Raw genomic sequence first — 25,066 nt, forward strand, 5'->3', positions numbered from 1 at the left:
CGTGCTATCCGATTTCATAGCTCAGCCGTTCCAGCGAGAGCAGAACCCGCTTGCCCGGGTCGTACGATGAATAGAGCATCAACGAGATGATCCAGCGCCCGCCATCCGTCGCGGGCTTCACCTTGTCTTGCCAGCTCGTCAGCGCATCGGAAATGGTCTCCGCCGTTCCGCTGTCGAGCGTTGTGTCGGGCAGCAGCCCGACGGCAAGCTCGCTCACCAGCGGATCGTCGCCGGCCACCAGCGTGTAGCCGTAGAAGAGCCCGAAGGTGAGCTTCAGATCGTCCGGCCGCGTGGTTTCGGGGAAGAGCGTGTCGAAAGCCGATTGCAGGGCTGCCTCCACGCTGTCGCCGGCGATCGGCAGCGGATCGGTTCGCGTGATGCCCGGCGTCACGATGTCCGTCGCGGTGACGAGCGCCGTGCGGTAGACGAAGGCTTCCGCCGTGGCGGGGCCGTCGGGACCCAGCAGATCGGCGTTGCGGATCACCTCCAGCTCGATGCGGGCGTTCTGCCGTTCGCCGACATTGAGCCCCGGCCAGCCGATGGAGAAGGTCCGCGTCGATGGCAGCAGGATCGTCTCGCCGTCGGGCGGCAGATAGACCCGGCTGGAGCCTGCGGGCGTCTGGCCGACGAGTGTCACCCAACTCCCGTCGAGCGCTTTTACCAACACGTCCGGCCAGCCGAGATCGGCGCCGGTTTCCGTTTCCAGCCGTGTCAGCGTATAGCTTTCGAGCGCGCCCTGCGCCGTCTGCAACGCGGCCGAAACGGGGTAGCTTTCCGCCGCCACCCAGTCGTCGCCGCCACTCTCCGCCACGCCACCCGAGTTGGGAAGCCGCACCGACCACAGCGAGGCGACGTCGTCGGCGAGATCGGCGAAGGTGGTCACGGCGGCGACAAGGGTCGCCGGTTCGACGGTGCTCCTGGGATCGGTGAGCCCGGTCAGCAGACCGTTGAGGTCGTCCGACACAGCCACGTATTGCGCCAGCGCCGTGAACAGGTCCTCGTTCTCGCCCGCCAGCATGCGGCCTTGCGGCGGCGGGGAAAGGTTGAACTCCGCCGTCAGCACCACGTGATCCTGCGCGGCGTGCTCGTGCGAATAGGCGAAATCGAAGGTCCACAGAGCCGCCGTGTCAAGCGTCACGGGTACGGCCGGATCGCCGTTGCCCGATTGCGAGACGATGATCGGGAGCGCTGGAAATGCCTTGAGCGGTATCGGCACGTCGCTCGGCCCGAGCGCGACGTCGAGCGCGGCCGGGATCTCGTCGCCCGAAAGCACCGGCGTCATCGCCAGCCAGTCCGACGCGGTGTAGCCCGTCGCGACATCCACGGGCTTGCGATGGATCTCCAGGTTGGAGACCGTGTAGACGAGATCGAGCGCCACATGCGATTGCGCGCCGGGATCGGAGACGGAAAGCGGCAGCGTCAGGAAGGGCGCGGTTTCCGCAAGATCGACCTTTGCGGAGGCCAGCCGCCAGCTGCGCGTGTCGTCTGCGCTCTGCTGGTCGTCGGTGCTGCGTCCTTCGCCATAGAGCGCGGCGGTGCCGTCCGGATTTGTGCTCCGCGTCCAGGCGCTGTTGACGGTCGCGTCGTACTGGACGATCGCGGCCGTCTCCCAGCCCGAGGCCAGCGAGACGCCCAGCGCCTGGCCGAAGATCTCTTTCGCCTCGACAAGGCCCGCTGAAAGGTTCTGGTCGGTCACCGCGCGCGGCAGGGTCGGGCCGGAGGACGGATTGACGAGGAAGACGCCTTCGAGATCTGCCGGGATGGCGCCTTGCAGCGTCCGCTTGGCGCCCATCATGCGCTGGAACTGGGCCTGCAGCTCCGCGATGTCGTTGATCGCGGCGGCATTGGCCGGGCTCAGCATCCGGTCGAAATCGGCCAGGAAGCGTCCGGCCCAGATTTCCACGTCGATGCCCTGATAGTCCATATCGACCGCCTGGGCGGGATCGAGGCTGCCGTTTTCAAGCGGTTCGATGGAGACGCCGGCGCGCGAGACCAGCGCGCCGTAAAGCGGTGCCAGCGCGATCATCCGGGCGAGCTTGTCCGAGCCGAACGTCACCGTGCGCGCGATATCGACCGAGGTGATGCCGGCGCTGCCGAAATCGACCGCCCACAGATCGGCGGCGTGATCGGGCATTCTGGCGGTTGCGAGCCGGATGTCCTCCAGCGCGTCGGTCAGCGCCTCCTCGAAGTCGTTGAAGTTGAGCGAGGCGCCGGAAGAGGGGGCGGCGATTGACGCGGTGACGCTCTCCACCGAAGTGCCGGTGAAGTCGTCATGGACCAGTTCGTGCGGCCGCGCCACCGTCATCTCCACGGTGAGCGCGAAGGCGGCACCGGGATAGGCGGGCGTGAAGGTTGACGAGAGCGTGATGTCGGCTGGCGGCAGCACCGCCGTGGCGCCTTCGACGAACAGCGCCTTCTCAGCATTGTCGTCAATCACCGAGGCGACGGTGGCCGTCGCAGGCAAGCCGGCCTCCAGATAGAGCGCGTTGAACCGGCCGACCGCGCTGTTGAGCGTATCGTGCGCGGCAATGGTGACGCTGGCGATGGCGGGATCCGGCGCCGATAGCTCCACACCCTCGACCAGAAGCCCCGGAACGCCGGCATTGGCGAGCCCGAAGGCCGCTCCCGTGACGCCGTAAAGGCCGGCAATGGCGGAAGGTTTCGTGTCGCCCGCCAGCGCCACAGGCGGACAGACGAGCAGCCCGCCCGCGGCCAGCCGCCCGGCCGTATCGAAGGCTGCGGCGACTTCGGCCATCGTTGCGGTCGGCGCGGTCTGCTGCACATCGTCCAGCACGGCCTGGAACGTCGTCAGCCCATCCGTGTCGACGGGCACCTCCGTGCCGTCCACGTCCACATTGAAGGTCAGTCCCTGAGTAACCGTCCCCGGCATGTTGCGGTTGCGCTCGGCGAGATCTGTCGCCTTGTCGGGTTCGTCCGAAAGTGCGAAGCCGGCTGCGATGCGCGACAGCGTGTCGGTGGAGCGCAGCGTGTAGGGCACGAACAACGTGTCGGCGGCGGGCAGGGTGACCGCGCCGGGAATGGCGAGCCGGTTGGCGGAAATGACGGTGAGGCCAGCATTGGCGGAAAGCAGCGCGGCCGGCGGACAGCCGTAGCGCGCCGCGAATTCGCCGAGAAGGTCGCCGGCTGCCGGCGTGACGGTTGCCGGCGAGCAGGCACCGAAATCGCCCAGATAGATGAGCGCTCCGGCCTCGAAGAGATCGGGTGTGGTCAGATTGTTCGAAATCAGATCGGCGGTCGCGGCGCCGCTGGGGTTGTCGGCGAGCGTCGCCTCGCCCGTCACCACGTAGTGCGCGCTGTGGGCGGTGGCCGAGGCGATCAGCATGCCGGTTTCACCGGCGTAGCTCTCGCCCAGATCATAGGCGTTGAGGTGGATGCCGAGATCGGCGAAGGCCGTCACCGCGTCCGCGAAGGTCGCCACCGTGCCGCCGCCGGGCAGCGTCGTCTGGCCAACGGTGACGCTCACCCCGTCCACGGTGAAGGTGAAATCGTTGACGAGGATCGCGTCGCCCGCGCTGTCTGCGGCGAGCCAGCCGGCGCTCGTTGCCTCCGCCGCCGCCACCGTGGCGAGCACCGGCGCCGTGTCCGGCAGCGTGAGCGCACGGGCCGTATAGGCGAGCACCGCGCCCAGTTTCAGCGGCAGGTCGTCCTGGTTCTCGCTCGCCGACAGGATCTCGGTTGCCGTCGGCGTCGGCCAGCCGGTCTGCGGCGAGGCGGCGATCGACTGCGCGCTCGCGCCCGCCGTCATCACCCGGTAGGCCGGCACGGTCAGGGCGACGTTTTCGCCGAAGATCGCGGCAAGCGGCACGTCGGCATTGACGCTCGCAAGCGCCTCCCAGCCGATGCCGTAGCTTGCGACGATGTTGGTGAGTGTGTCGGTGGCCGGCAGCACGACGCCATAGCCTGCCGCACCGGAGGCGACGAGATAGCCGCCCGCCGCCAGCGCCTTCAGCTGGTCTGCACCGGAAAGCGTGAGGCTGGAGCCTGCCGCCAGCGTCGTTTCCGCCGTCACGGTCATGTTCGGCTGAACGTACTGGTAATAGATCGTCGCGTATTGCGCCTGCTGGCGAACGGCCGCCTGAACCATCGCATCGCCGCGCTGGGAGACGGACGGCATCAGCGCCTGCGCCTTGGCGGCGAAGGTGATCGACAGCGTCACGTCGCTTTCCGGCTTGGCAATGCCCCACGACGCGTTGACGGCCGGCCAGCTTGTCGGCCCCTGCAAGGGATCGGTGTAGCCGACCGGCACCGGCAGCGGCTTGTCGTCGGCACTTGCCGTGCGGTTGCCCTGCACGTCGCCGAAACCGATCTGGAAATCCACCTGCGGGGCGCTCGAAGCCCCGCCGAGACCGCGATAGGGATCGTCGGCGGGAAGCGGCAGGCCGGCAACCTCGGGCGCGACCGAGGCCGGGCCGAAGCGATAGACCGGCAGCACCGTCTGATAGGCCCAGTAGGGGGAGGGATCGCTCTCTTCCAGCGCCCGCCGCCGCTTCGCGCGGGCCCGCTTCCACGCTTCAAGCTCAACCCCGTCCGAGGCCTGGGGCGCCGCCGGAAGGCCCGAGGCGGGAATGACATAGGGACAGTCGTCGGACGCGGTCGAGATCGCGGTGACGAGGCTGTACTGCTGGCGGAAGGCTTTCTCGTGGTCCACGGTGCCGGTCGGAACGATCGGCCGCGTCAGCGTCATGTCGAAGCCGAAGCTGCCGGCTGGCAGCAGCGCCTGGGCGACGAAATCCGCCGGGTCCGCGCTGTCAAAGGCTTCCGCAAACAGCGTCGCCCCGTCGGCGATCCCCTGATCGACCGCGATCACGCCGGTGTTGAACGACAGCAACGTGCGGCCGGAAGGCGCCGCCGCCTGCTGTTCGCCGGCGATGACGACGAGTTGCAGGCTCGCCTGGTCGGAGGCATCGAACGCGCCGTCGCTGATGCCGCCATCGATACCGAACGTGTAGCCCGCCCCGCCAACCGTGGTGCCCTCCCACAGCAGCAGCGCGAAATCCTCCGGGCTCGTCAGGTCCGCGCGCACCAGCGGCAGCGTCTCGTCCTCGTCCCGCGCCACGAACGCGTTGCCGCCGGAGGGCACGGAGATGGTGGAGAGATTGCTCTTGATCAGCCAGGCGTTGCCATCGACGAGCGCCAGTCCGTCCGGGTCTCCGGCCGTGACCGACGGCGCCATGGCGATATGGGCGAGGGTGCCGGCCGGGGTGTCGGGATCGGCCAGATAGGTGACGAGGTCGAGCAGCAGCCCGACCTGCTCCACATCCGCCCCGTCGAGCTGATAGACCCCCGGCGTCTCGGCCACGTGGCGCACGGTGAAGGTGATGGAGGCAACGAAGGTGGAATTGGGGAAGGGCGCGGCATCGGTGCTGTCGGTCAGCCCCGCATAGACCATGTAGGCCTTGGTCGAGCCTTCCGTCGCACGTGCGGCAAGCGCGGCGGGGAAGGGGTGGATCGACAGCGTGTTGGCGGCCGGGTCGAAGCCCGGCACCGGCAGCGCGATCGCTGTTTGCAGCGCGATGTGCTCGGCAAGCCCGTAGGTGACCGGGCTCTCGCCCTTGACCGCGATGGCCGCCGGTCCGCGATAGGGCTCCCAGGCGAGCGAGGTCGCCGGCACCGCTGCGATCACCTCGCTGTTGGTCGCCGAATAGCTGAGGCTGTCGGTCTCCGCCGCATGCAGTACCGCGCCCGCCGGCAGCATCCGGCCCGAGGAAAGCGCGCGGTTGAGCGCGGGCGAGAAGGCATCCGGCACGCGGGCGCGCAATGATGTTTCGTCCTCGCCGGATCCCACGACCGTGCTGTCGAAGAGCGTGATCCAGTCGGCTTGCGAGGTGATCTCCAGGCTGAGGGCGTCGGCGTCCGGCTGATCGGGATCGACGGCGAGGTCCCATTGCTGCCGGCTTTCGTCGAGAAGCGGCGCCACCGCACTGTCGGAGGCGTGGACGTGCCCGTCCTCGCCCTCTTCGGGAACGGGGATCTGCTGGCCGGAGGCGAACATGCGCGAGGCTTCGCTGGCGATGTTGGCGGTCGAATGGGCGCTGACGAGGCCGACGAGGCTTTCCACCGTATCGGCCGGCAGGTGCTTCACCGTCAGCGCCTCTCCCTCCACGAGGCCGGCAACGTCCGCAAGCCGCCCGCCCGCATCGCTGATCGGGACGGCGAAGGCGGCGGCGAGGCTGGCGAAGGTGTAGGTGGTCGTGTCGTCCGTGGTCACGTCCGGCACGGTGATCAGCGCCAGCGGGGCAAGGATCGTGTCCGCGCCGATCCAGCCGGCAAGGCCCGCCCAGTCCGCGCTCCATGCGGGCGGATTGGCACCGTCCGATACCCAGTTGACCACGGTGCGCCGGGCCAGCGTCGCAAGCGTCTCGCCGGTCGCGACCGCGACGCCCGTATAGGCCGGGATGGAGAACCCGCCGGTAATCGTGCCGACCCCGTCGCGGAACGCCGGCCAGCCGTTGTTGCCCGCCGTTGTTGCCTCGTTCTGCTCCAGATTGAGCGCCGCTCCGATGCGCGCCAGCGTGTCGCCGGGAACGGTGGTGGTTCCGGTCGTGGCCGCCGTCGCGTCGAGATAGGCAGTGGGGATCTGCAGCGCGATGCCCGGCGGCAATTCCTGCGAGCGCGGATCGATGATCGTGCCGTCGAGAACGGAGGCATTGAGATCCGCCACCGCCTGCGCGTACCAGGCGCAGGCTGCGGCTGCCGGGTCGTCGCCGACCGGCACGCCGGCATAGCGGATGTAGAAGGTCGCCGCCGCTCTGAGCGCGGTGCAGCCGGCAGGTGCCGCCGTCCAGTCGGTCGCCGGCGCATCGAAGGCCGCGCCCGGCGCCAGCAGCTTGGCGTCGATATCCTGCCCCGTGACGCTCATGATCGCCACGGCCGTGGTGTTGTAGCGCGCAGCCAGTCCGTTCAGCGTGTCGGTCGCCGTCACGGGTACGGTGAGATCGCCGAGCGCGAGGCTCTTCTTCTTCAGCGTCGCGTCCGGGTTGTCGAGGGCGAGAACCTCCGGCGAGATGCCGAGCACCACGTCGACGGTGCCGCCGGGCGCGGTGTCGCGCAGCGTATCGGCAAGGCCGGGGTTGAGGAAGGTCAGCTCCTCCACCGTCGCCCCAAGCGCGTCCGCGACCGTCTCCACCGTGTCGCCGGGCCGAACCGGATAGGTGATCGTCGCCGTCGGCAGGCCTTGGGCGAGCGAGGTCAGCGTGTCGGTCGCGCTCGCCGCCTGAAGCTTTCGCCCGTCGAGTTGTGCGGCCGCCTCACGCACGGCGGAGCGCGCCACCAGCAGGTTCCAGTCGCTGAAGAGATGTTCGGCGAAGGAGACATAGTCGGAAAGCGGGTCCTCCGGCGGGCCGGGCGGGATCGTGCCGGTCGGCGAGAACAGCGCGGCCGCCGCCTGAACGCCCCACAGATAAAGCGGGCCGATCTTGTTGTCGGTGGCGAAATCGACCGGCCCCGTCTGCGGCGACGTCCAGCTCAGGAACGGCGGCACGGCCATCGCCATGCTGACCTGTTCGTCAGGATCATCGCCGTTTTGGCCGCTCTCCGGCACGCCCGAAATCGCCAGATGGATGTTGGTGTCGAAGAACTGCGACAGCATGTCGGCGGTAAAGCCGGGGCTTGCGGCGGCCGGGTCCTCCAGCATCTGGCCGAGCCAGGAAAGCTGGCCGGCCGTCACCGTGTCGCTTGGGCTTTCCGGTCCTTGCGGGATCGCATAGAGCGCATAGAGCAGCAGGCCCTGAATGAGAATGTCGGCGGCCAGCGCGTCGAAATCGTCCTCGTCGCGGGCATGAACGGCCATCGCGGCCGAACGGCGCTTTCCCTGCGCGGCGTTCAGCGCATCGGGCGAGACGCCGGTGGGCGCGAAAAGCTGCACGGAAAAGCGGTAGTCGCTCGATCCCGTCTCAGGCGGCGTGTCCGACCAGGAAAGCGGCACGTCGCCCACGGTGAACGACGGCAGCAGGAACAGCGAGGCGGTGCGCGGCGCGTCGGAAAAGACCGCCTTCGTCGGCTGCCAGTCGAGCGTGTCGACATCGGCGTCGAAGCTCGCCCCTTGCGCCACCGCCCGGGCCAGCAGCCGGTTGCGGTGATGAGCGGCAAGCGCTGCGCGGCGCCGGTCCGGCCGGCGGCGCGGCGGCCGTGCACGCCGCATCATCCGCCCGCGCGAGGAAAGCCGCTGGGCATGGCGCGAGGCCGGCTCCGCGCCCAGCATCAGCATGGTCGGGGAGGGGGCCGACAGCGTGCCGCCGGACTGGTCGGGGCTCAGGATCCACGGCGTCGGCCGCTCGCTACCGACGGTGAAGCTGACGTCGAGATCCACCTCGAAGCTGAAGGAGATCTTGACGAACAGGATCTTCACTTCCGCTTCCGCGCGCACCTCCACTTCCAGCGCGAAGATTGTCGGGCGGTAGGCCTCGAAGGTCGCGGTCGCCGCCGCATAGGCCTCCAGCGTCACCGAAACCTTGATGACCTTGAAATCGATCTTGCCGTAGAGCTTGCCGTGGATGGCGGCGACGCCCTGCGCCCAGTAGTAGACATCGGTGGACGAGCCCGCCGCCTGCGGGTGGAACCAGGCGAGCGTGCCCTGGAAAATCACCTCCACCTGCACGTAGATGCCGCCCGACAGCGGCCCGAGGGAGACATCCTTGCCCACGCCCACGGCAAGCCCGATGCCGAGTTCGATCACCGGCGAGAAATCGCCGTTCGTGACCTTCGGTACCGAACGCGAGGTGGTGCCGTTCAGGAGCCCGAAATAGATGCCGCCGCGACCGAGGAACGGAAAGACCTCCACGGAGAAGCTGCGGTCGAAATTGCGGTCATAGGGAAAGCCCAGATCGATCTTGAAGTTGCCGTTGGTGTAGATCTCCACGACGACGACGCCCAGCGTCACCGAGACTTCGCCGAATTCCAGATGGCGGAAGGCCTCGGGCAGCGACAGCTCGATGCGGAACATGCCGACCGTGTCGGAAATCTTCTTGTAGAGGATCTCGAAGCGCAGGCCGGCGAGGCTGCCGGCCTCCTCGCCGCCGAGCGCGATCGAAAGCCCGTAGAGCCAGGGATCGTTGAAGATGAAGCCGAGATCGACGGTGTCGAGCAGCGTCACGTCGAGGCCGATCAGCCACTGGCTCTGAGGGCTCCATTCCACCCCCTGGCCGGTGAGCGGGTTCTGCCCGGCTTCCGGCTCCTGAAGTTCGCCCTCCAGCAGCGCCAGCGTTTCCGCCACGGTGTCCGGCAGCCGCGTCAGCTGCACCCGCTGGCCGAGGCCCAGGTAGCGAAGCCGGATGAAGACCTCGCCGGCCCCCGGCAGCTCCGGCGGCGAGCCGTCGATCACATCCCATTCCAGATCGTCGCCGTCGTAGCGCTGGCCCAGCAGCGAGCCGGTAAGGATCAGCGACACGCCGGAATTCTCGCCGCGCGTGTAGCGCACGCCGATCGTGTCGAGCCGCATGAACACCAGATCGGCATTCGCCGCATAGACCAGCTCGACCGTGCTCTCCTGAGGGTCCAGCGTCAGCGTGAAGCGCGACAGCTCGATGCGGTTGAGAATGTCCCACGGCGGGTCGAGCGAATAGCCCAGCGTGGGGGCGGCGAGATTGACCAGATATTCCAGAATGTCGCCGATCGTGACCCCGCCGAGCTGCAGGCTGATCACCTGGTGCCGGTTCGGATCTTCCCCGCGCCACGAGGTGGAGGCCTGGAACCACACGCCGTCGAAGCTGACGCGGAACTGGTAGGTCGGCTCCGGCACGCCCAGGGTAAGGCCTGCGGAAAGCTCCAGCTTGTTGATGGCGAACAGGCCGGCGAGCTTGCCCGACGCGGTATCGCTGTTGCCGGCCTTGGCCATGTCGAGCGCGGTCGCGGCGGAGATCTTCAGCGTCGTGCCGAAGATCTCCGGCTGCCAGCGCCCGGAAATCGTGCCGCCGAAGGCATAGGCCGTCGGCGTGCCGGTGTTGAAGGAGAAATAGAGCCGGTCGATGGTGAGCGTCGGCACCCAGTCGGGCACGTCGCTCTGACCGAGGAAGCGCGAGACCATCGCGGTCAGGTCGATGGAGGCGCCGGGCAGCAGGGTGCCGGAGAAGGTCCAGCCTTCCGGGTTGGTCGCGGCTGGACCGGGATATTCGGCCGACAGCATGAAGGCCGGCGGTTGCGGCGCGCCGGGCGTGCCGCCGTCTTCGAACAGGAACGTCGCCGCGATGCCGCCGGAAAGCTCCCCGCTCACCAGCGCGATCTCGAAATTCAGCTCGCGCAGCGTGATCGTGGTGACGACGAGATCGATGGTCCAGCCCTGTTCGGGCGGGTCTTCGTCGCCCGTCAGCATGAAGCTGCCGTCGATCTGGCGCTCCAGCGACAGCGTCGGCGGATCGCCGAAGATGATGTCGGCGGAGGCGTAGTAGGACTGTTCCTGCGGGTCGGCCTCCACGGAAAGACCGACGATGTTCATGTCGCTTTCCGTCGGCGGCCCCGGATCGCCGAAATAGTTGCGGAACGCCTGCCCGATGGGGATCACGTCGCCCTCGCGCAAGGATGCCATCGCCGACCAGCCGGGAATGTTCACCGCGCCGTCGATATGGACCGGATCGGTTGTCTGGAAGGCGACGGTGCCGAATACCGAGGCCGCCAGCCAGCCCGTCTGCGTGCCCTGCACCGGCGTCGAACCCCACACCCAGCTGATGCCGACATCCTCCAGCGCGATGAACGGCATCGGCGCCGTCCACGGCTTCACGGATATGATCGAGACCGCGATATAGGTGACCTTGAAATCGGTCAGATGCCGTCCCGGGTCGACGTAGAACTCGATGCTGTCGAACCGGAATTCCGGGATCGGCAGGAAGTCCGGCGGGGTCGGCAGCTCCGGCAGCCCGAACAGCTTGGCGAGCTGGTTCATGCCCTCCACGATGCTGCCGTCCTCGAACTCCACCAGGAAGTGCCACAGGTTTCCGGTCGAAAGCAGTGGGCACGAGATCCGGGTGACGAGCCCGCCCACCTGCAGCCGGCCGGTCAGCGTCAGTTGCGAAAACGCCGGGATCTCGTCCGGGTCGTCGGGATCGGCGGGTGCGGAGGTGAGCGCGAAACCGACATCGCCGAGCCTCAGCCCGCCCAGCTCCAGCAGCGGATTGGAAAGCGGTATCGAGGCGGTCGGCGAGGTGGCGAGAAGGTTCAGATCCGGTACGCCGTCGTAGCTCGACGGCAGCACGGCCGAGCCGGAAAGCTGCAGCGGCCACGGCGTGACGAGGCTCGCCCACGGCTCCCAGAAGCTTGTGAGCGGCAGCGCGCCGGTGATCGTCAGTCCCGCGGCTTGCGTCGTCGTGCCGGTAAAGGTCGCGTTGTCGAGCCGGATGTCGGTGAGGAACGACGGCCCGGGCTGCACCGACTGGTTCTGAACCATCATCGTCTGCGGCAGGCCGGCAAACGTCGCGCCGAAGGTCCAGCCCGCCCGGGTCATCGTGAAGGCGAGGATGAAGGCGACATCGTCCGTGCCGACGCAGTCGAGCCGCACGGCAACGGGCCCGAGATTGGCCGCCGGCGCATCGGGCAGGCCCCATGTCGCCGTACCGTTCAGCGTTGCAGAGGTTGAGCCCGGCAGGAGCCGTGCGGAAGACACGGTGAAGCTGGAGGTGATGCCGAAGCGCGCCAGCAGCGGCCGCAGATCGGCCAGCGCCGCATCGCCGGAGGCGGTGTAGAGATCGATCGTGCCTGTATTGGAGATCGCGGCATTGAGCGCCGCGACGACGCTCGTAAGGTTCATGCGATCACCTTAAGGCCGCGAAGGCGGCCGGTTGCGTTGGACGGGACGGAAACTGCGTGCGCCTCTGCGCTTCGCGCGGCCAGCCGGGAGAACCCTGCGCATGGCGGGCGCGGCAGGCGGATCGCCGATGCCGCCGTGCCTGCCCTGCGCAGGGTCCGGCCGGCGGCGGTGAAGGCGGCTCGCGGCCCCGCGAAGACCGAGCGCGCCACGTCGGCCCGCTCGGCCTTGGCACGCGCCTCGTTCTCGCTGGAGCCCACGTGCAGCGCCTCGTCGTCCATCCGGAATTCCCAGTTCCGGCCGGCCGGCACGTCGTCGATCTCGTCGTCGCCGGAAGGCGCTGCCGGTAAAGGCGGCGCGATATAGCGGTCGTAGTCGATCCGATTGTACTGGGCGTCCTTGAAATAGAGCGTGGAATAGACATTCTGGCGCGTCTGCGTGGTCGCGTATTGCCAGCGCGCGCCCGGCGGCCAGGCGGGCGCGACGGCATGGCCGGTGACGGTCAGATCGATCCACGACGTCAGGAAGTGCCGGCCGTTGTCGAGGTCCGGATCGCCCCAATAGCTGACATCCGAATAGATGTTGTCCGCGAACTGCTCCACCAGATACATCGATGGATGATGATGGCGCTTCTCGCCGGCGCTGATGGAATAGGTGTAGGGTTCGAACCGCATCAGGAAGTCGTCGACGACGCCACGCGCGAGCCCGCTGGGAATGTCGTTGGCGAGTTTCAGGTCGTAGGTCGTCTTGCGGCTGCCGTGATGCGGCACCGTCATCATGAACGTGGTCGGGAGGTCGTCCTCGTTCTCCAACAGGTCGTCGATCGCGCCGAGCGTGGTGGAGGTGGCGTCACCCGTCGCGACGATCCAGTGGCCGTCCCATTCGAGCCCGAGAACCACGGACTTGGTGTTCACCGCCTCCGCGTTCATCGACTGGTACTTGGCGAAGCTCGCCGGATCTCGCGGATGCGGCGTGTTGGCGATGATGAGCTGGAGGAAGGCGTCGTCCGCCTCGTCTCCCGTCTGCCAGATCGGCTCCCATTTCGGGTCTTCGTAGAGGTCGTAGCTCGTCTGGCGGGGCGTGAAGCTGCCGATGTCGCCGGTGTATCCGCCCAGCGTCGTGATCAGGGCGCCGCGCTTGTAGCGCCACGCCGGCCCGCCATAGCGCACCATGCCGATCTGGTTGCCCGCCGGCGGCCCGAAGGCCGGCAGGATCTTGGCGATCATGTTGTAGTGGTCGGTGTCGCCGTGGGTGAGCACCAGCACGTCGAGATAGTTGTTGTTGTTCTCGATCTGCTCGCGCAGCCACGCGACGTTCTCGGTCGCGATCTTCTGGCTGGAATTGGTGCCCAGATCGATCAGCATGATGTGCGAGACGAGGCCGTCCTCGTCGAAGATCTCGACGAAGTTGCAGGCCCCCTGGCCGACATCGAGCACATGGAAGGTGATGCTGCCGACCGTCATTGCCGCCTCCTCCGGCCGGAGACGAGGGGGACTGCCGCCCGTATCGCCCTGCCGGCCGTCGTGGTGGCGCTGCGCGGCGATGCGGAGCGGGCGCCGCCCCCGGCCCCGCCCCCGGCCACGGCCACGGCTCTCACCCGGTGGGAGGGGTTGGGCGTGGAGGTCACCGTGAACCCATGCCCATCCCGGCTGAACTGCCAGTTGCGCCCCGCCGGCACGTCGTCCTGCGCCTCAAAGTCCTGCGTCGGATAGCTCGGCAGGGGAGGGGCGATGTACTGGCCGTAATTCTCGGAATTGTATTGCCTGCTCGAGAAGTAATAGGTGCAGAAGACGTTCGCAGCGGTCCTGGTCGTGCCGTAGAGCCAGTTGGCCGGCCAGCGCGGTTCGAGAAAAACAGGGGTGATTGCCAGATCGATCCAGGAGGTCAGGAAGTGATAGCCCGCGGCCAGTTCGGGATCCCCCCACAGGGGAGGCGTCGCCGGGTTCAGCTTCGTTGAAAACTGTTCGGTCAGATACAGCGAGGGGTGATGGAAATTCTTGTCGTCCGCGCTGATCGAGACGCTCGACGGCGTGAACAGGTCGAGAAACTCTCCCACCACCATGCGGGCCTCGAAGCCGGGGATGTTGTTGGCCTTCTGCAGGTCATAGGTGGTCTTGCGGCTGCCGTGATGCGGCATGGTCATCATCAACGTGGCCGGCAGTGGATCCGTTTCCAGTTCCAGAAGTTCGGTGACCGCGCCAAGCGTCGTGGCCGTTGCGTCGCCCGTGGCGACGAACCAGTCGTCGCGCCATTGCAGCCCCATGACGACCGACTTCGTGTTGACCGCCTCGCCGTTCATCTTCGGCCGTCTGACCGCGTAGAGGTTCGCCGGATCATGCGGATGGGGAACGTCCGCGATGATCAGCTGCAGGAAAACGTCATCGATATCCGTGCCCGTCTGCCAGATCGGCTCCCACTTCTCCTCCCGGTCCGGATCGTAGCCGGTCTGCGAGGGCGCGAAGCCGCCGATGTCTCCGGTGTAGCGCCCGAGCGTGCGGATCAGCTTGCCGGTGGCATACCGCCAGTCCGGCCCGCCATAGCGCACCATGCCGATCTGGTTGCCGTCGGGCGGTCCGAAGGCCGGCAGGATCTTGGCGATCAGGTTGTAGTGGTCGTGGTCGCCGTGGGTCATGATCAGCGCATCGAGATACTGGTCGTTGTTCTCGATCTGCTCCCGCAGCCACGCGATATTGTCCTCCGCCGTCTTGCGCGTGGAAACCGTGCCGAGGTCGATCAGCAGGATGTGCGAGACGAGCCCGTCCTCGTTGAGGATCTCGACGAAGTTGCAGGCCCCCTGGCCCACGTCGAGCACGTGGAAGTTGATGCCGCTGACCGTCATGGCTTGCCCCTCCCGCCGAGGCGGCCGAGCCGCTTGCGCCGCACCTTCCGGGGGCTTTGGGTGGGTGCGGGAAGGGCTGGGGGCGCGGCCGTCCCGGTTGCCGTCTTTGGCCCCGCGATCCGCGTCTGTCGCGTTTCCTTCTCCTTCCTCGCATCCGGATCGACATAGGCGCCCAGCCAGCCGAGTTGGCCCGTGGAGCGGCCTTCAGGCCCGCCGAACAGGCTCAGATCCAGATTTCCCGGCGGGAACGAGAAACCCAGCACGGAAAGCGCGAAACGCGACAGGGTCAGCAGATAGGCCCGCTGGCCGTTCTGCTCGTAGGTGGAGAAGATGAAGCTCTTGAAGCCGAGCTTCAGAACCCCCTGCAACGGAAAGCTGCCGCTGCGCGGCTCCGTGCCCGGGATCTTCAGGCCGAGATAGACCGGCAGGTCGCCGTCGCGCGCGCCCGGCATCCAGGCCGTCAGGATTTCCGCCTTGATGCCGGCGGACCCCGCCAGCGCGCCGAGACTGCCCAGATCGATCGACAGCACCAGCCCGTACCACGGCGCGACCATCGGCACCTGGTCGAGCGGTGCGGAGATCGAGAGATAGCCCATCTCCTCCGGCGCAACGCCTTCCGGCTCCCCGCCCTCTGGCGCCAAATCCGGGCTTGAGACCAGCGAGCGCACGGTGATCGGAAAGCACGCCACCAGACTGTCGGGCCGCGATACCGAATTGGGCAGATCGAAGCCGATGCCGGTCTCGTTCACGGTCCAGATCTGCGTTTGCGGATCGGAGATGTCGAAATCCATCGTCGCGACGAGCTGGTTGAAGACCAGATAGCCGTCGAAGGGCGGGTCTCCCTCGGTTTCAGCCGGCGCGAGGCCGTAGCCGAACAGATCGAAGCCATCGGGCGCGAAGAAGCGCAGCTTTCCGCCGAGAACGAAGTTGGTCGCAACGCGTGTCGGCGTCGGGTTGGCCAGCGTCTCGATGCGGACCGAGGTGATCTCGATAGTGGTCAGCGCGGAGAAAAGCGCCGCATAGCGGTTTTGCGCCAGCAGCGTGAAGGCGTAGGCCGGTGCGCCGCCGCTCTTTTGCAGCGCGCCGGAAATCATCAGGTTGTTGCCGTTGAGCGTGTCCTGCTTGGCGAGCGAGGCCGCAAACAGCCGGTTCATCGAGATTTCCACCTGGGTGGAGAACTCCGCCAGATGCGCGTTGGCGAAACGCGCCATCAGCTGCATCGTCTTGAACTCGAACGGCAGCGTCTCGCTCGGCACCAGATCCACTGTATCGGTGTAGTTGATCAGCCCGAAGACGCTGGTCTTCTTCAAGGTGATGGGCGTGGTGGTCGGGTCGAACGGCGTGACGCTCGCCCCCACGTGGTGGGCGTAGAAGCGGTCCGGGTCGAGCCCGGCGGCGACGAAGCGCAGCGAGGGCGGCAGATCGGCGAGGTCGACCGGCGCGTTCAGGAACAGGACCCCGTTCCAGCCCGGATCGGCGATGACATCGCGGTAGAAGCGGGCATAGGGGCTTGCCGGGTCGTCCTCGTCCGCCTTGCGCGCCTCGGCGATGATCGCGTTGAGCGTGCGCCATGTCGGCACCACGCTTCCCTGATCGTCTTCGGCCGCCGCCTGCCAGGCCCAGCTCGAGGCGTCCGCCGCCAGTGCTTCCAGCGCGCGGTCGGCGTATTTCCACACCATGATCGTTGGCGCATCGCCCGTGCGCCAGTGATCGGGGTTGAGACGGAACACCCAGCCGTCGAGATCGAGCAGGAACGGCGGCACGCAGGCTGCCTGCGCCAGAAACGTCGTGACATTGGAGACGACAAAGAACAGCTGGTTGGTGAAAAGCGCGGCCTCGAAGTCCGAGCCGATGTCGGTGAAGGCGAGCTGCGGCTCCGGCGCGTCGGGCAGGTTGGCGATCACCACCCGGTCGATCTGCGACAGATCGGAGGGAAGCGTCACGGTGAGCCCCTGCGGCGTCACCGCGATCATGTCCGTATCGTCCGCCACGTCCTCCAGCCCCGGCGGGGCGCCGGTGATGAGTTGCCGGCGCGCGGGCGCAAGGGCGGCCTGTTCCAGCGCGCGGGCGGCCGCAGCGGCCGTTTCGCTGACCCCGGCATAGGCGCCAACGGGATAGGTCTCAGGCATCGCCCCGCCGGTCTGCCATGTCGAAAGCCGGGCGATCGGCACCTCGATATAGCTGAGCGTCGCGGTGCCGGTGCCCCGAAAGAGCGGCGACTGGCGCGATTGGGCGTAGTAGCTGAGCCCCGATTGGCCGGATGTCGGCGGCAGCACCGCCACCCAGGCGGTGGTGGCAAGCCCGGTGAGGAGCTCCGCCCCCTCGCTCGGAACCGTGCCGCCGGGGATGGCGGTGGGCGCGAAGGCCGGCTTTCCCGCCTCAAACAGGATCGAAGTTCCGGAGCTCCCAAGTGCGGTCGATTCAAGTCCCGAAAGCCCGAGCATGAGCTGATCGGTCAGTCCCGAGCCCGCCCCGCCCGAAGGCGCCACCACGGCAAGCGAGAACACCCCGTCCGGCGTCATGTTGTAGAGATCCGTGCCACCGTCCGAGGTCGCGTCGATCCTTGTCGCCGTGCGGGCGAACATCAGCCCGCCCGGCCAGAGCGGCGCGGCGGCATCGGCGGGCGTCAGCGTCGTCGCGTAACCGCGCTGGGTGACGAAAGCGGCATCGATCGTTGGCGCCGTGCCGGAAAAGACAAACCTTGTCCGCGCCCGTTCCATCGGGAACATCGGGTCCCAGGCGGCGGAAAGGCTGATAGCCGCACTTGCGGTTCCCAGAACCGGCATGTCGACGGGCACGAGCCGTGGATCGGCCGGATTGAGTGCGTAGCGCACCGCGTAGTGCAGGCCGACGCCGAGATCCGCAAGCCCGTCGGCGGCCACCGAAAGCGTTCCCGTCCACGCGCCGATGCCTGCGCCCTGAAAGCCGATGGCGCTCGTCCCCGTCGGTCCGAATGATCCGCCGCCGGAGCGGAACGTCGCCTCGGCGTCCGCGATCGTCGCGCCCGCCGGCTCGCTCGTGTCCAGCGTGAGCTCGGTTCCGGCCGCGATGTCGAGCCGGTAGATGCCGAGCGCGAAACCGGCGACGCCGTGGAGCGCCCAGCTCGTTGTGCCGCCTGACGCGGTACCGGTCGCGAACCACGCCGTCGTTTTCCAGTAAAAATGGGGATCGTCCGGATTTGTAATCCACAGAAACCGCGGCGCCGTCGCGCCCTGCGCCGAAAGCCAGGCATCGAGCGCGGCGGAAAAGACAGTGAAATCGGAGGGTGTTGTGGCGAGGAAGAGATAGCTCCCGCCGATATCGTCCCAGCTCTGCTGAAGCGTCATCGTCGCGCCGAATGAGCTCTCCGGCGAGGGCCGATAGCCCGCCCAGTAGCCCGCCACCCCGGCATCGGCCGAGGCGCTGGATGCGTAGAGCGCGAGCGTTCCGACCTGGGCGAAGGTGACGGCTGCCATCAGAATTCGATCCTGTCGCCGTGCAGGAGCGGAAGGTTGGTGGCATCCACCGGACCGCCATAGGTCGCCATGGTGCCCCAGTCGAGCCGCACCCGGTGGCGCCGCGCGCTGTCGTAGACGGCGGCCGGCGGGGTGGGGGAGGTGCCGAAGACCGCCACGCCCGGCCCGCCGCCGCGCTCCAGGCTCACACCGGCGAGCTTTACCGGGCTTGCCGGCGGGCGCACGCCGTAACGGTCGAGAAGATTGCCGAGCGTCGTGCCCAGCGGTACCACCAGCTCCATGTCGTTGATGCGCACGCGCACCATCATCCGCAATACCGCGCGGCCGCGGAAATAGGCGACCGGCGTGTTCGTGCCCGGCGTGTTGCTGCTTGATGCCAGCGCGGTGTAGGTGGCGGCCGAGGCGAGCCCGAAATTGGAGGTCGTTGCGACCGATCCGGTGCTCGTCGGGGTCTGCAGTTCGCCGGGAAAGAACAGCCGGTAGAACGGATTGGGAAAGCCGGGAAAGAACAGGTCGGCGGCATCGGCAACGCCTGCGGCCGTTGCGGCGGAAACGAGCGTGGTCGGCGGCGACACCGTCATCGCGCCGGACGCCGTCAGCTGCGCGGTAAACGCATCCATGGAAAGCTGCCATGCGCCGGAGCCCGACAGCCCGTCCGCCACGTCGTAGTCGTTGGGCGAGCCGCCGCCGAAACCGTTCAGCCAGCTGTTGGTATCGCCCGACCACACGTTGGTGTAGTCGGCAAAGCCCACCCGCAGCACCAGCCCCTGACGCAGATCGATCGAGCCCGTGCCCTTGCCGCCCGTGAGATCCAGCCCGTAGGCGTAATAGTGGCTCTCGTCGAAGGTCTGCGGCATCCCGCGCGAAATCGCCTGTTGCAGGATGGAGATGCCTGAAGGCGAGGCCCCCGCCGTCTCCGCCGCCTTGAGGAAGTTGACGTAGTTCGTCTTCAGGTCCGGCCGGATCGGCGGCAACGGATTGCCGTCGGCGGTGAACGCCCACACGTCGCTGTCGGCGGCCATTGTCAGCGTGTAGGGAAAGGCGTCCTTGCTGCCGGTATCGGTGTTGGCGGCGAGCGCGAAGGGCCCGACCGGGTCGACCGTGATCGTCTGGGCCGCCAGCGCCGGCAGGTAGAGCGTGATCTCTTCCGGCTCCAGCGCCAGCGTGGAGGCGGGGTAGATGTTGGGCGGCGCATCCGCCGGCGCCTGCGTGGAGATGAACCAGGCGGCGGTAAAGACCGGCAGCGCATCGGAAGGCAGCCCCGTGCCCGCCGCCGTCACCGCCTGCACCACCACCGTATAGGGCCCGCTCGAAGCCTCGAGCGTCGCGTCGAAGACGACGCTCAAGGCCGCGACCTGCGCGCTCGTGCCGGCCGAATTCCCGTCCTTGTCGAGAAGGGTCGCCACATAGCCGACCGCGCCGGCCACCTCCTGCCACGAGGCGGAGACGCTGCCGCCGTCGCAATCGGCCGAGGTGAGTGCGGGGGCTGCGGTGGGAATGACAAGCCAGGACGAGGCCGGGCCGGTGGAGGTCACGCCGTCGGCGACGATATTCGCCGTCACCGAAACGGCGAGATCGTCGCCGGGATCGAGCGCGGTGGTGAGCGCGTATGTGGCGGCTGTGACCGCGACCGCCGCCCGCCCGTCGGAGAAGCTCACCGTATAGCCGCTCGCCCCGCTCACCGCCTGCCAGGTTATCGTTGCCTTGCGGGTGGACGCATCGGTCGCCGCAACGAGCCCTTGCGGGCGCGCCAGAAGCAGCGAGGGCCGCGTTTTCGCCGTGCCGTCGTCGTCCGGAACGAAGGTGACGGGCCCGGAAATCACCGCCAGCGCGAGCTTGTAGCTGCCGCCCGGATCAAGGCCCAGATCTCCGGTTGCGATGCCGCCGGAGGTGGCCGTGGTGGTGACGCCCGCCAGCACCGCCCCGTTCGCGGCATCGAGCAGGTTCAGCCGATAGGCCGCATTCTCCGGCCCCGCCGCCGCGCTCCATTGCGCCGTCACCTGCGTGGCGCCCGCCGTCATCGCGCTGAAGGCGGGGGCGGCGAACCACACATCGAGGCTCGCCGCAGGCGTTGTCGATCCGTTGGCCGATGTCGCCCAAAGCGTCAGCGGGTTGGCGGCGGTCGTGCTCACCGCCGAGGCGGCAAAGCTCTTCGCGCCTGAGGTGGCGGAGCCGAACGATTGTTCGAAGACGTTCGTCCCCCCGTCCTTGTCGAGCTTCAGCGTGTAGGTGGTGACCGCACTGCCGTCAGCCGGCGGCGCCCAAACGGCATCAAGCTGCCAGTCGCCGGCCGTCGTCGACGGCGCGATCGTCACGCCGACGAATTCCGGGGCGATCGCCAGCACCGGCACCGGAACGCTTTTCGGGCCTGTAAGCGCGATGCTGTCGATGGTGGCGGTGGCCTGCGCGACGATGGAAAGACCCGATACGCCGGCGGCCGCATAGGTGAAGCCGAGGCTGGTGGAGCCGCTTTCCGGCCCCGCCACCTGATGATCGCCCGCCATCAGCCAGCCCTGATAGGTGGTGCCCGCCGGCACGTCGGTGGGCGGGGTGAGGACGGCTGCGACCGTGCCGCCGGCCACGTCCACCGACACGGTGCCCACGGTCGGCGCGGCGACCAGCGGCGTCGCTGCAGCACTATAGGCGCCGGAGGCATGAATGCCGCCGGCATCGCTCGTCGCCCGCACGCTGACGGCCGCACTTGCCTGCGCGCCCGGCGACAGCTGGACCGCGACCTCGCCCGATCCGCTGCCGGCAGCCTGCGTGACGATGCTGCCCGCCCCGTCGGATACCTTGATGACGGCGCCCGTCGCGTCGTTGCCTGCCGCATCCTGAACCACCGACCAGGCGGCGGAGACGACCGCGCCGTCATAGTCGAGCCGGCTCAAGCTCGGGGCATCGAGCAGCAGCGGCGCGAGCGCTGAACTCGGCGCGATCGTGCGGCTGTTCGAGCTCGCCGGCAGCGGCTGGAACGGCTTGGCGCCCGCCTGCCACGTCGCGGTGCCGGGCGTCAGCGCGATAGTCGCGCGCGTGCCGATAACGTTGGCACCCCGGACCTGGCCGCCCGTGGCGTCGTAGGCGAAGATATAGGCGCCCTGCGCGGGCGTTGAGCTTTGCGGCGGCTGGATCGCGACCGCCAGCGTTCCCGCGTCGAAATCGGCGGAGACGACGCTCGTCGTCGCGGTGAGAACCGCCACCGGCGCCGACCAGCCGCCGAAGGTCGAGGCATCGACGCCGCCGCCCGTCCAGCGCGCCTGCACGGTCCACGAAATGGAGGGATCGAGCGGCCGGTCGAGCGGGAGGTTGACGTGGGTGCCGCCGGACGTGCCGGAGGCGGTCGCCACCGTCGCCCCGTTGCCCATCAGTCGCACGACAGGCGCCTTGCCGCTTTCCGCGCTCGCGACATCGAGCTGCAGGCCCTGCGCCTGTCCGGTCGGATCGCTCGCGCCGATATTCTGCACCGACGAGATGACCGGCGCGGAGCCGATGAAGGTGGCGCCGGCCGAAGGGCTCGTCGCGCGGCCGTTGGTCAGGCTCGCGGTCGCCTGGGCGACGGTGGAGCCGTCGATGGTGTTCGCCGCCGCTGTGCCTTGCGCGAGCGTGAAGCGGGCGACCGCACTGCCGGAAAGGCTCAGCGAGGCGACGGCGGTACCCCCTTGTGAGAGCGCGATCGCGAGCGATGCGCCCGCGGGCGGCGGCGCGCCCGCCGACACCGTCACCGCCCATTTCGTGCTGTCGCCGGCATCGGGAACCATTGTGATCGCATCAATGACCGGAGGGGCTGCGAGCACCTCAACCGGCAGGCTCGTTGGTCCCGTCAACGCCGCGCCCGAAACGGTCGCCGCCATCGAGGCCACCACCGTCCATCCGTCGGTGGGCGAGGTGGTCAGGCCGGCGAGCGAGACGGTCACGCCGGAACTGGTCGCCGTGGCCGAGCCCTTCTCGACCCCGTTGAGCAGCAGCTTCACGGCGGCGCTCGCCCCCGACGGCGTGCCGGCGGGGAAGGTGACGCGGGCCGAAACGGATGTGCCGCTGACCGCGATGGCATCGATCGCGGGCGCCTGCGTGAGAAGATCGAGCGCGGTTCCCGGCGCCCCGGCGATCGCCCCGAAGCGCACCGCGCCGGAGATCGAGAGCGCGGAGGAGGCGCCGGCGCCGAGCACGGCGAGCCCGCCGGAGGAAGCGGCCGCAAACCGGCTGGCGGATCCGGCCGACTGCACGACGAGGTCGTAGCCGACGGTGCCGCCGGTCGTCGGCGCGGAGGGCGGCGTCCAGCCGACGGTGACCCGCGTTCCGTCGAAATCCGCGCTGGTGACGGCGGGGGCCGCGAGCGGCAGCGGGTTGCCGGAAACGATCGGACCCATGGTGAAGGGGGCGACGAAGCCCGTCCCCGGCGTGCCGTCGATCGGCATCACCGCCTGAAGGTAGAGCTGGGCGCCGAGGGTGGCGGACGAGGAAAGCGTCAACGTGCCGCTCGTGCCCTGCACGCGGGTAAAACCGACGGAGCGCCCCGCGTCGCTGTAGGCGGAGACGTTGGCGCCGGCCGGCTGCGTTGCGGTGGAGCCGAAGTCCCAGGCAAGGCTCACCGTCGAGCCGCTGACGGAAGCCTCGTCGAGCGTCACCGTGGCGGTCACGACCGGCGCCGTCGCATAGGAGCCGGCATTCCACTGGATCGATCCCGGACTGGTGCCGCTGGCCACCCATTGCACGTCCACCGCATAGTCCAGCATGGCAGAAAGCGGCGCATCGGGCACCAGCACGACTTCCGTCGGCCCCGCGCCGACACCGACCTTCAGCGTCGTACCTCCCTGTCTGAGCCGGCCCGCGAGAACCTGCCCCAACGGGGCGCCGGAGCCGACGATGACATCGAGCCCGACCTTCGACCAGCCCGGCGGCAACGGCAGCCAGGGCGAGAGATAGACCACGGAGGAAAACACCGGAACGCTCATGCGAACCTCGGCTTGATCGAGGGCGCGGGCCGCGGGACGATGCCCCTGGTCGGTACCGGCAATGGCACCGTGTCGTGGATCCGGCCGCTGCGGTTCGGGCTCGCCCCGCAGTCAGGGACACCCGAAACGACGGCTCCCGACACGATGGCTTCCGAAATGCCGGCGTCCGGAACGGCCCGCCACGAACCGGCCGCCACCCGCCCGCAGCCGCAGGCGGGCGTGGCCGGCGGCGGATCAGTAGCGGATATCCTCGATCGCGCTCGCGTAGTCGGTGACGAGGGGATCGGCGAGTGTCGCTCTCGCGTGGGCAATGTCGCGGCTGCGCTGGCGGGCGGCGTTGCGCTGGGCGAACTTGTCGCCCACCACGATGCCGTTGGCGATGTACGTTCCGATATCGGTTGCGCCGAAGCCTGCCTTGCGGTCGGCCTCGTCGGCGACCTTCAGGTTGAACATCTGTCCGTCGTAGTCGATTGCCTTGCGGGATGTCACCTTCACCGGCCCTGTCGGGGTCAGCACCGCATCGCCGGGCTTCAGGTCCGCCAGCGGCACCAGCCCGTCGGGCGTTGCGATCACGTGTGCGCCGGTGGCCACCAGCGTGTGGCCGCCCTCGGTGGAAAGTTCGTGCACCGCCATGCTCGCCGAAGGCTCGGATGCCGCGGCCTTGTGCGCACCGCGCGAGGTGGCCTCCACGGCCAAATCCTGGTCCCGCATGCCGGTCCGCACCCGGTGCGTGTTGTCGATGTCATCGATCGCCATGGTGTGGCCGTCGACGAGCATCACCTGCGTGCCGGCTGCAAGACAGTGCCACCAGAACCACAGATTGCAGATCTGATGGCACTGGAAGGAGGGCTCGTTCGGCGTGTTGTAGCTGCAGATGGCGAAGCTGAAGGTGGGGGTCGGCGCGTTCTGAACCGGGATCTGGAAGCTGTAGTAGAAATAGCTCTGCGTCTCGTTCACCAGCGATTGCGGGTCGTAGACGATGGATTCGGTGGACGTGTAGGAGCCGCCCTGGCCGTACGGATAGCTCCAGACCACCTTCGCCTGATCGGCGGTATCGACCGTCACCTTTTCCGTGAAGTTCTTGGTGTAGGTGGCGTTCATCGGGATCTCGCTGGTCCCGGAATTGGTGGAGAAATAGATCTTGGTGAGATAGACCGCGCCGCTGATCGGCTGGCCGAGCGTTCCGTCGATCTCGTAGGGAAGAGTGGCGTTGCCGGCGAAGGGAACGATCAGGTACGGATTCTGGATGTTTTGCGGTTCGGCGTACCAGTAATCGACATCCGCCGATGTGCTGGTGCGCCCCAGCGCGATGCGCACGTCGGGCGGATATTTCGGCGTGGTCGTCGGTTCGTCGACGACAATGTTCGCGTCCGTGTCAGTGGCGACGAACGCTGTGCTAGCGAGGCCGGTGAAGGTCGCGGCGCCGGAATGCGCCACCGAATGGCCCACCGCCAGCACCTTCAGCTTGCTGCCGGCCTTCCGGGCGCTCGGGGTGTCGGTGGATACGGGCACGAAGCCCGCGCCGACATCGGCGTTGTGGCCGAGCGCCAGCAGCGTGTCGCTGTCGCCGTCGAGCGCGAACAGCGTCGCCCCGGAATAGGCGTGGCCCGGACCCGATGCCTGCCATGCCATCGCCGTCGCCCTGCCGCCGGAATCGATGCCCTTGTCGATGAGCGTCAGCGAGGCTGCCCCGGCCGACCCCTTGTCGAGCGCATCGTGCAGGTGCGGATACCGCGCAGCCGTGCGCCCTGCCGCAGCAAGCGCGGCCTCGATGCCGGCGCGATGCGTGGGGTTCGAGGGATCGAGTGTCGCAGGGGTATCCGGCTCCAGGCTATCGAAAAGCTTTGAGACGGCAGAAAGATTTGCGATGGCGTCAAGTGAATTTTCTGTCATGATCAATTTATTCCCTTTGCCGCAAAGCAATATAAATCGCTTGCGTCATCTCGAAGGGTTTTAAATACAGGGCGGATATCCGCATCAACAGATAATATTGATATTATATGGTTCGTGATCTAGCAATGAATATTTTCAAAGAGCCGTGTTCCATGAGTATTTTAATAAAAGCCGGTTC

At 67.8% G+C, this 25,066-nt stretch carries 6 protein-coding genes; all 6 read right to left on the minus strand.

Annotation, left to right across the window (positions count from 1 at the left end; all coding sequences use genetic code 11):
* Positions 1-4 precede the first annotated feature (4 nt).
* On the minus strand, positions 5-11,755 hold the full coding sequence (locus C8N35_RS20610) for a LysM peptidoglycan-binding domain-containing protein (protein ID WP_107991628.1): 11,751 nt from the start codon (positions 11,753-11,755) through the stop codon (positions 5-7).
* The gene (locus tag C8N35_RS20615) at positions 11,752-13,215 is read right to left on the minus strand and encodes a ComEC/Rec2 family competence protein (protein WP_107991629.1); all 1,464 of its coding nucleotides are present in this window, start codon (positions 13,213-13,215) and stop codon (positions 11,752-11,754) included. Before C8N35_RS20615 ends, C8N35_RS20610 begins: the two co-directional genes overlap by 4 nt.
* Positions 13,212-14,591 (minus strand): ComEC/Rec2 family competence protein, encoded by a 1,380-nt coding sequence (locus C8N35_RS20620; protein ID WP_107991630.1) that lies wholly within the window; start codon positions 14,589-14,591, stop codon positions 13,212-13,214. The genes C8N35_RS20615 and C8N35_RS20620 overlap by 4 nt, the downstream gene beginning before the upstream one ends.
* Entirely contained in the window at positions 14,588-18,046 is a 3,459-nt protein-coding gene (locus C8N35_RS20625; protein WP_107991631.1) for a hypothetical protein, read from the minus strand. The genes C8N35_RS20620 and C8N35_RS20625 overlap by 4 nt, the downstream gene beginning before the upstream one ends.
* Positions 18,046-22,995, minus strand: coding sequence for a beta strand repeat-containing protein (locus C8N35_RS20630; RefSeq protein WP_107991632.1), 4,950 nt, complete (start codon positions 22,993-22,995; stop codon positions 18,046-18,048). Before C8N35_RS20630 ends, C8N35_RS20625 begins: the two co-directional genes overlap by 1 nt.
* Positions 22,996-23,229: 234 nt before the next feature.
* On the minus strand, positions 23,230-24,888 hold the full coding sequence (locus C8N35_RS20635) for a Hint domain-containing protein (RefSeq protein WP_107991633.1): 1,659 nt from the start codon (positions 24,886-24,888) through the stop codon (positions 23,230-23,232).
* Between the last annotated feature and the right edge of the window lie 178 nt (positions 24,889-25,066).

This window comes from Breoghania corrubedonensis, from assembly GCF_003053845.1.
Taxonomy (GTDB): Bacteria; Pseudomonadota; Alphaproteobacteria; order Rhizobiales; family Stappiaceae; genus Breoghania; species Breoghania corrubedonensis.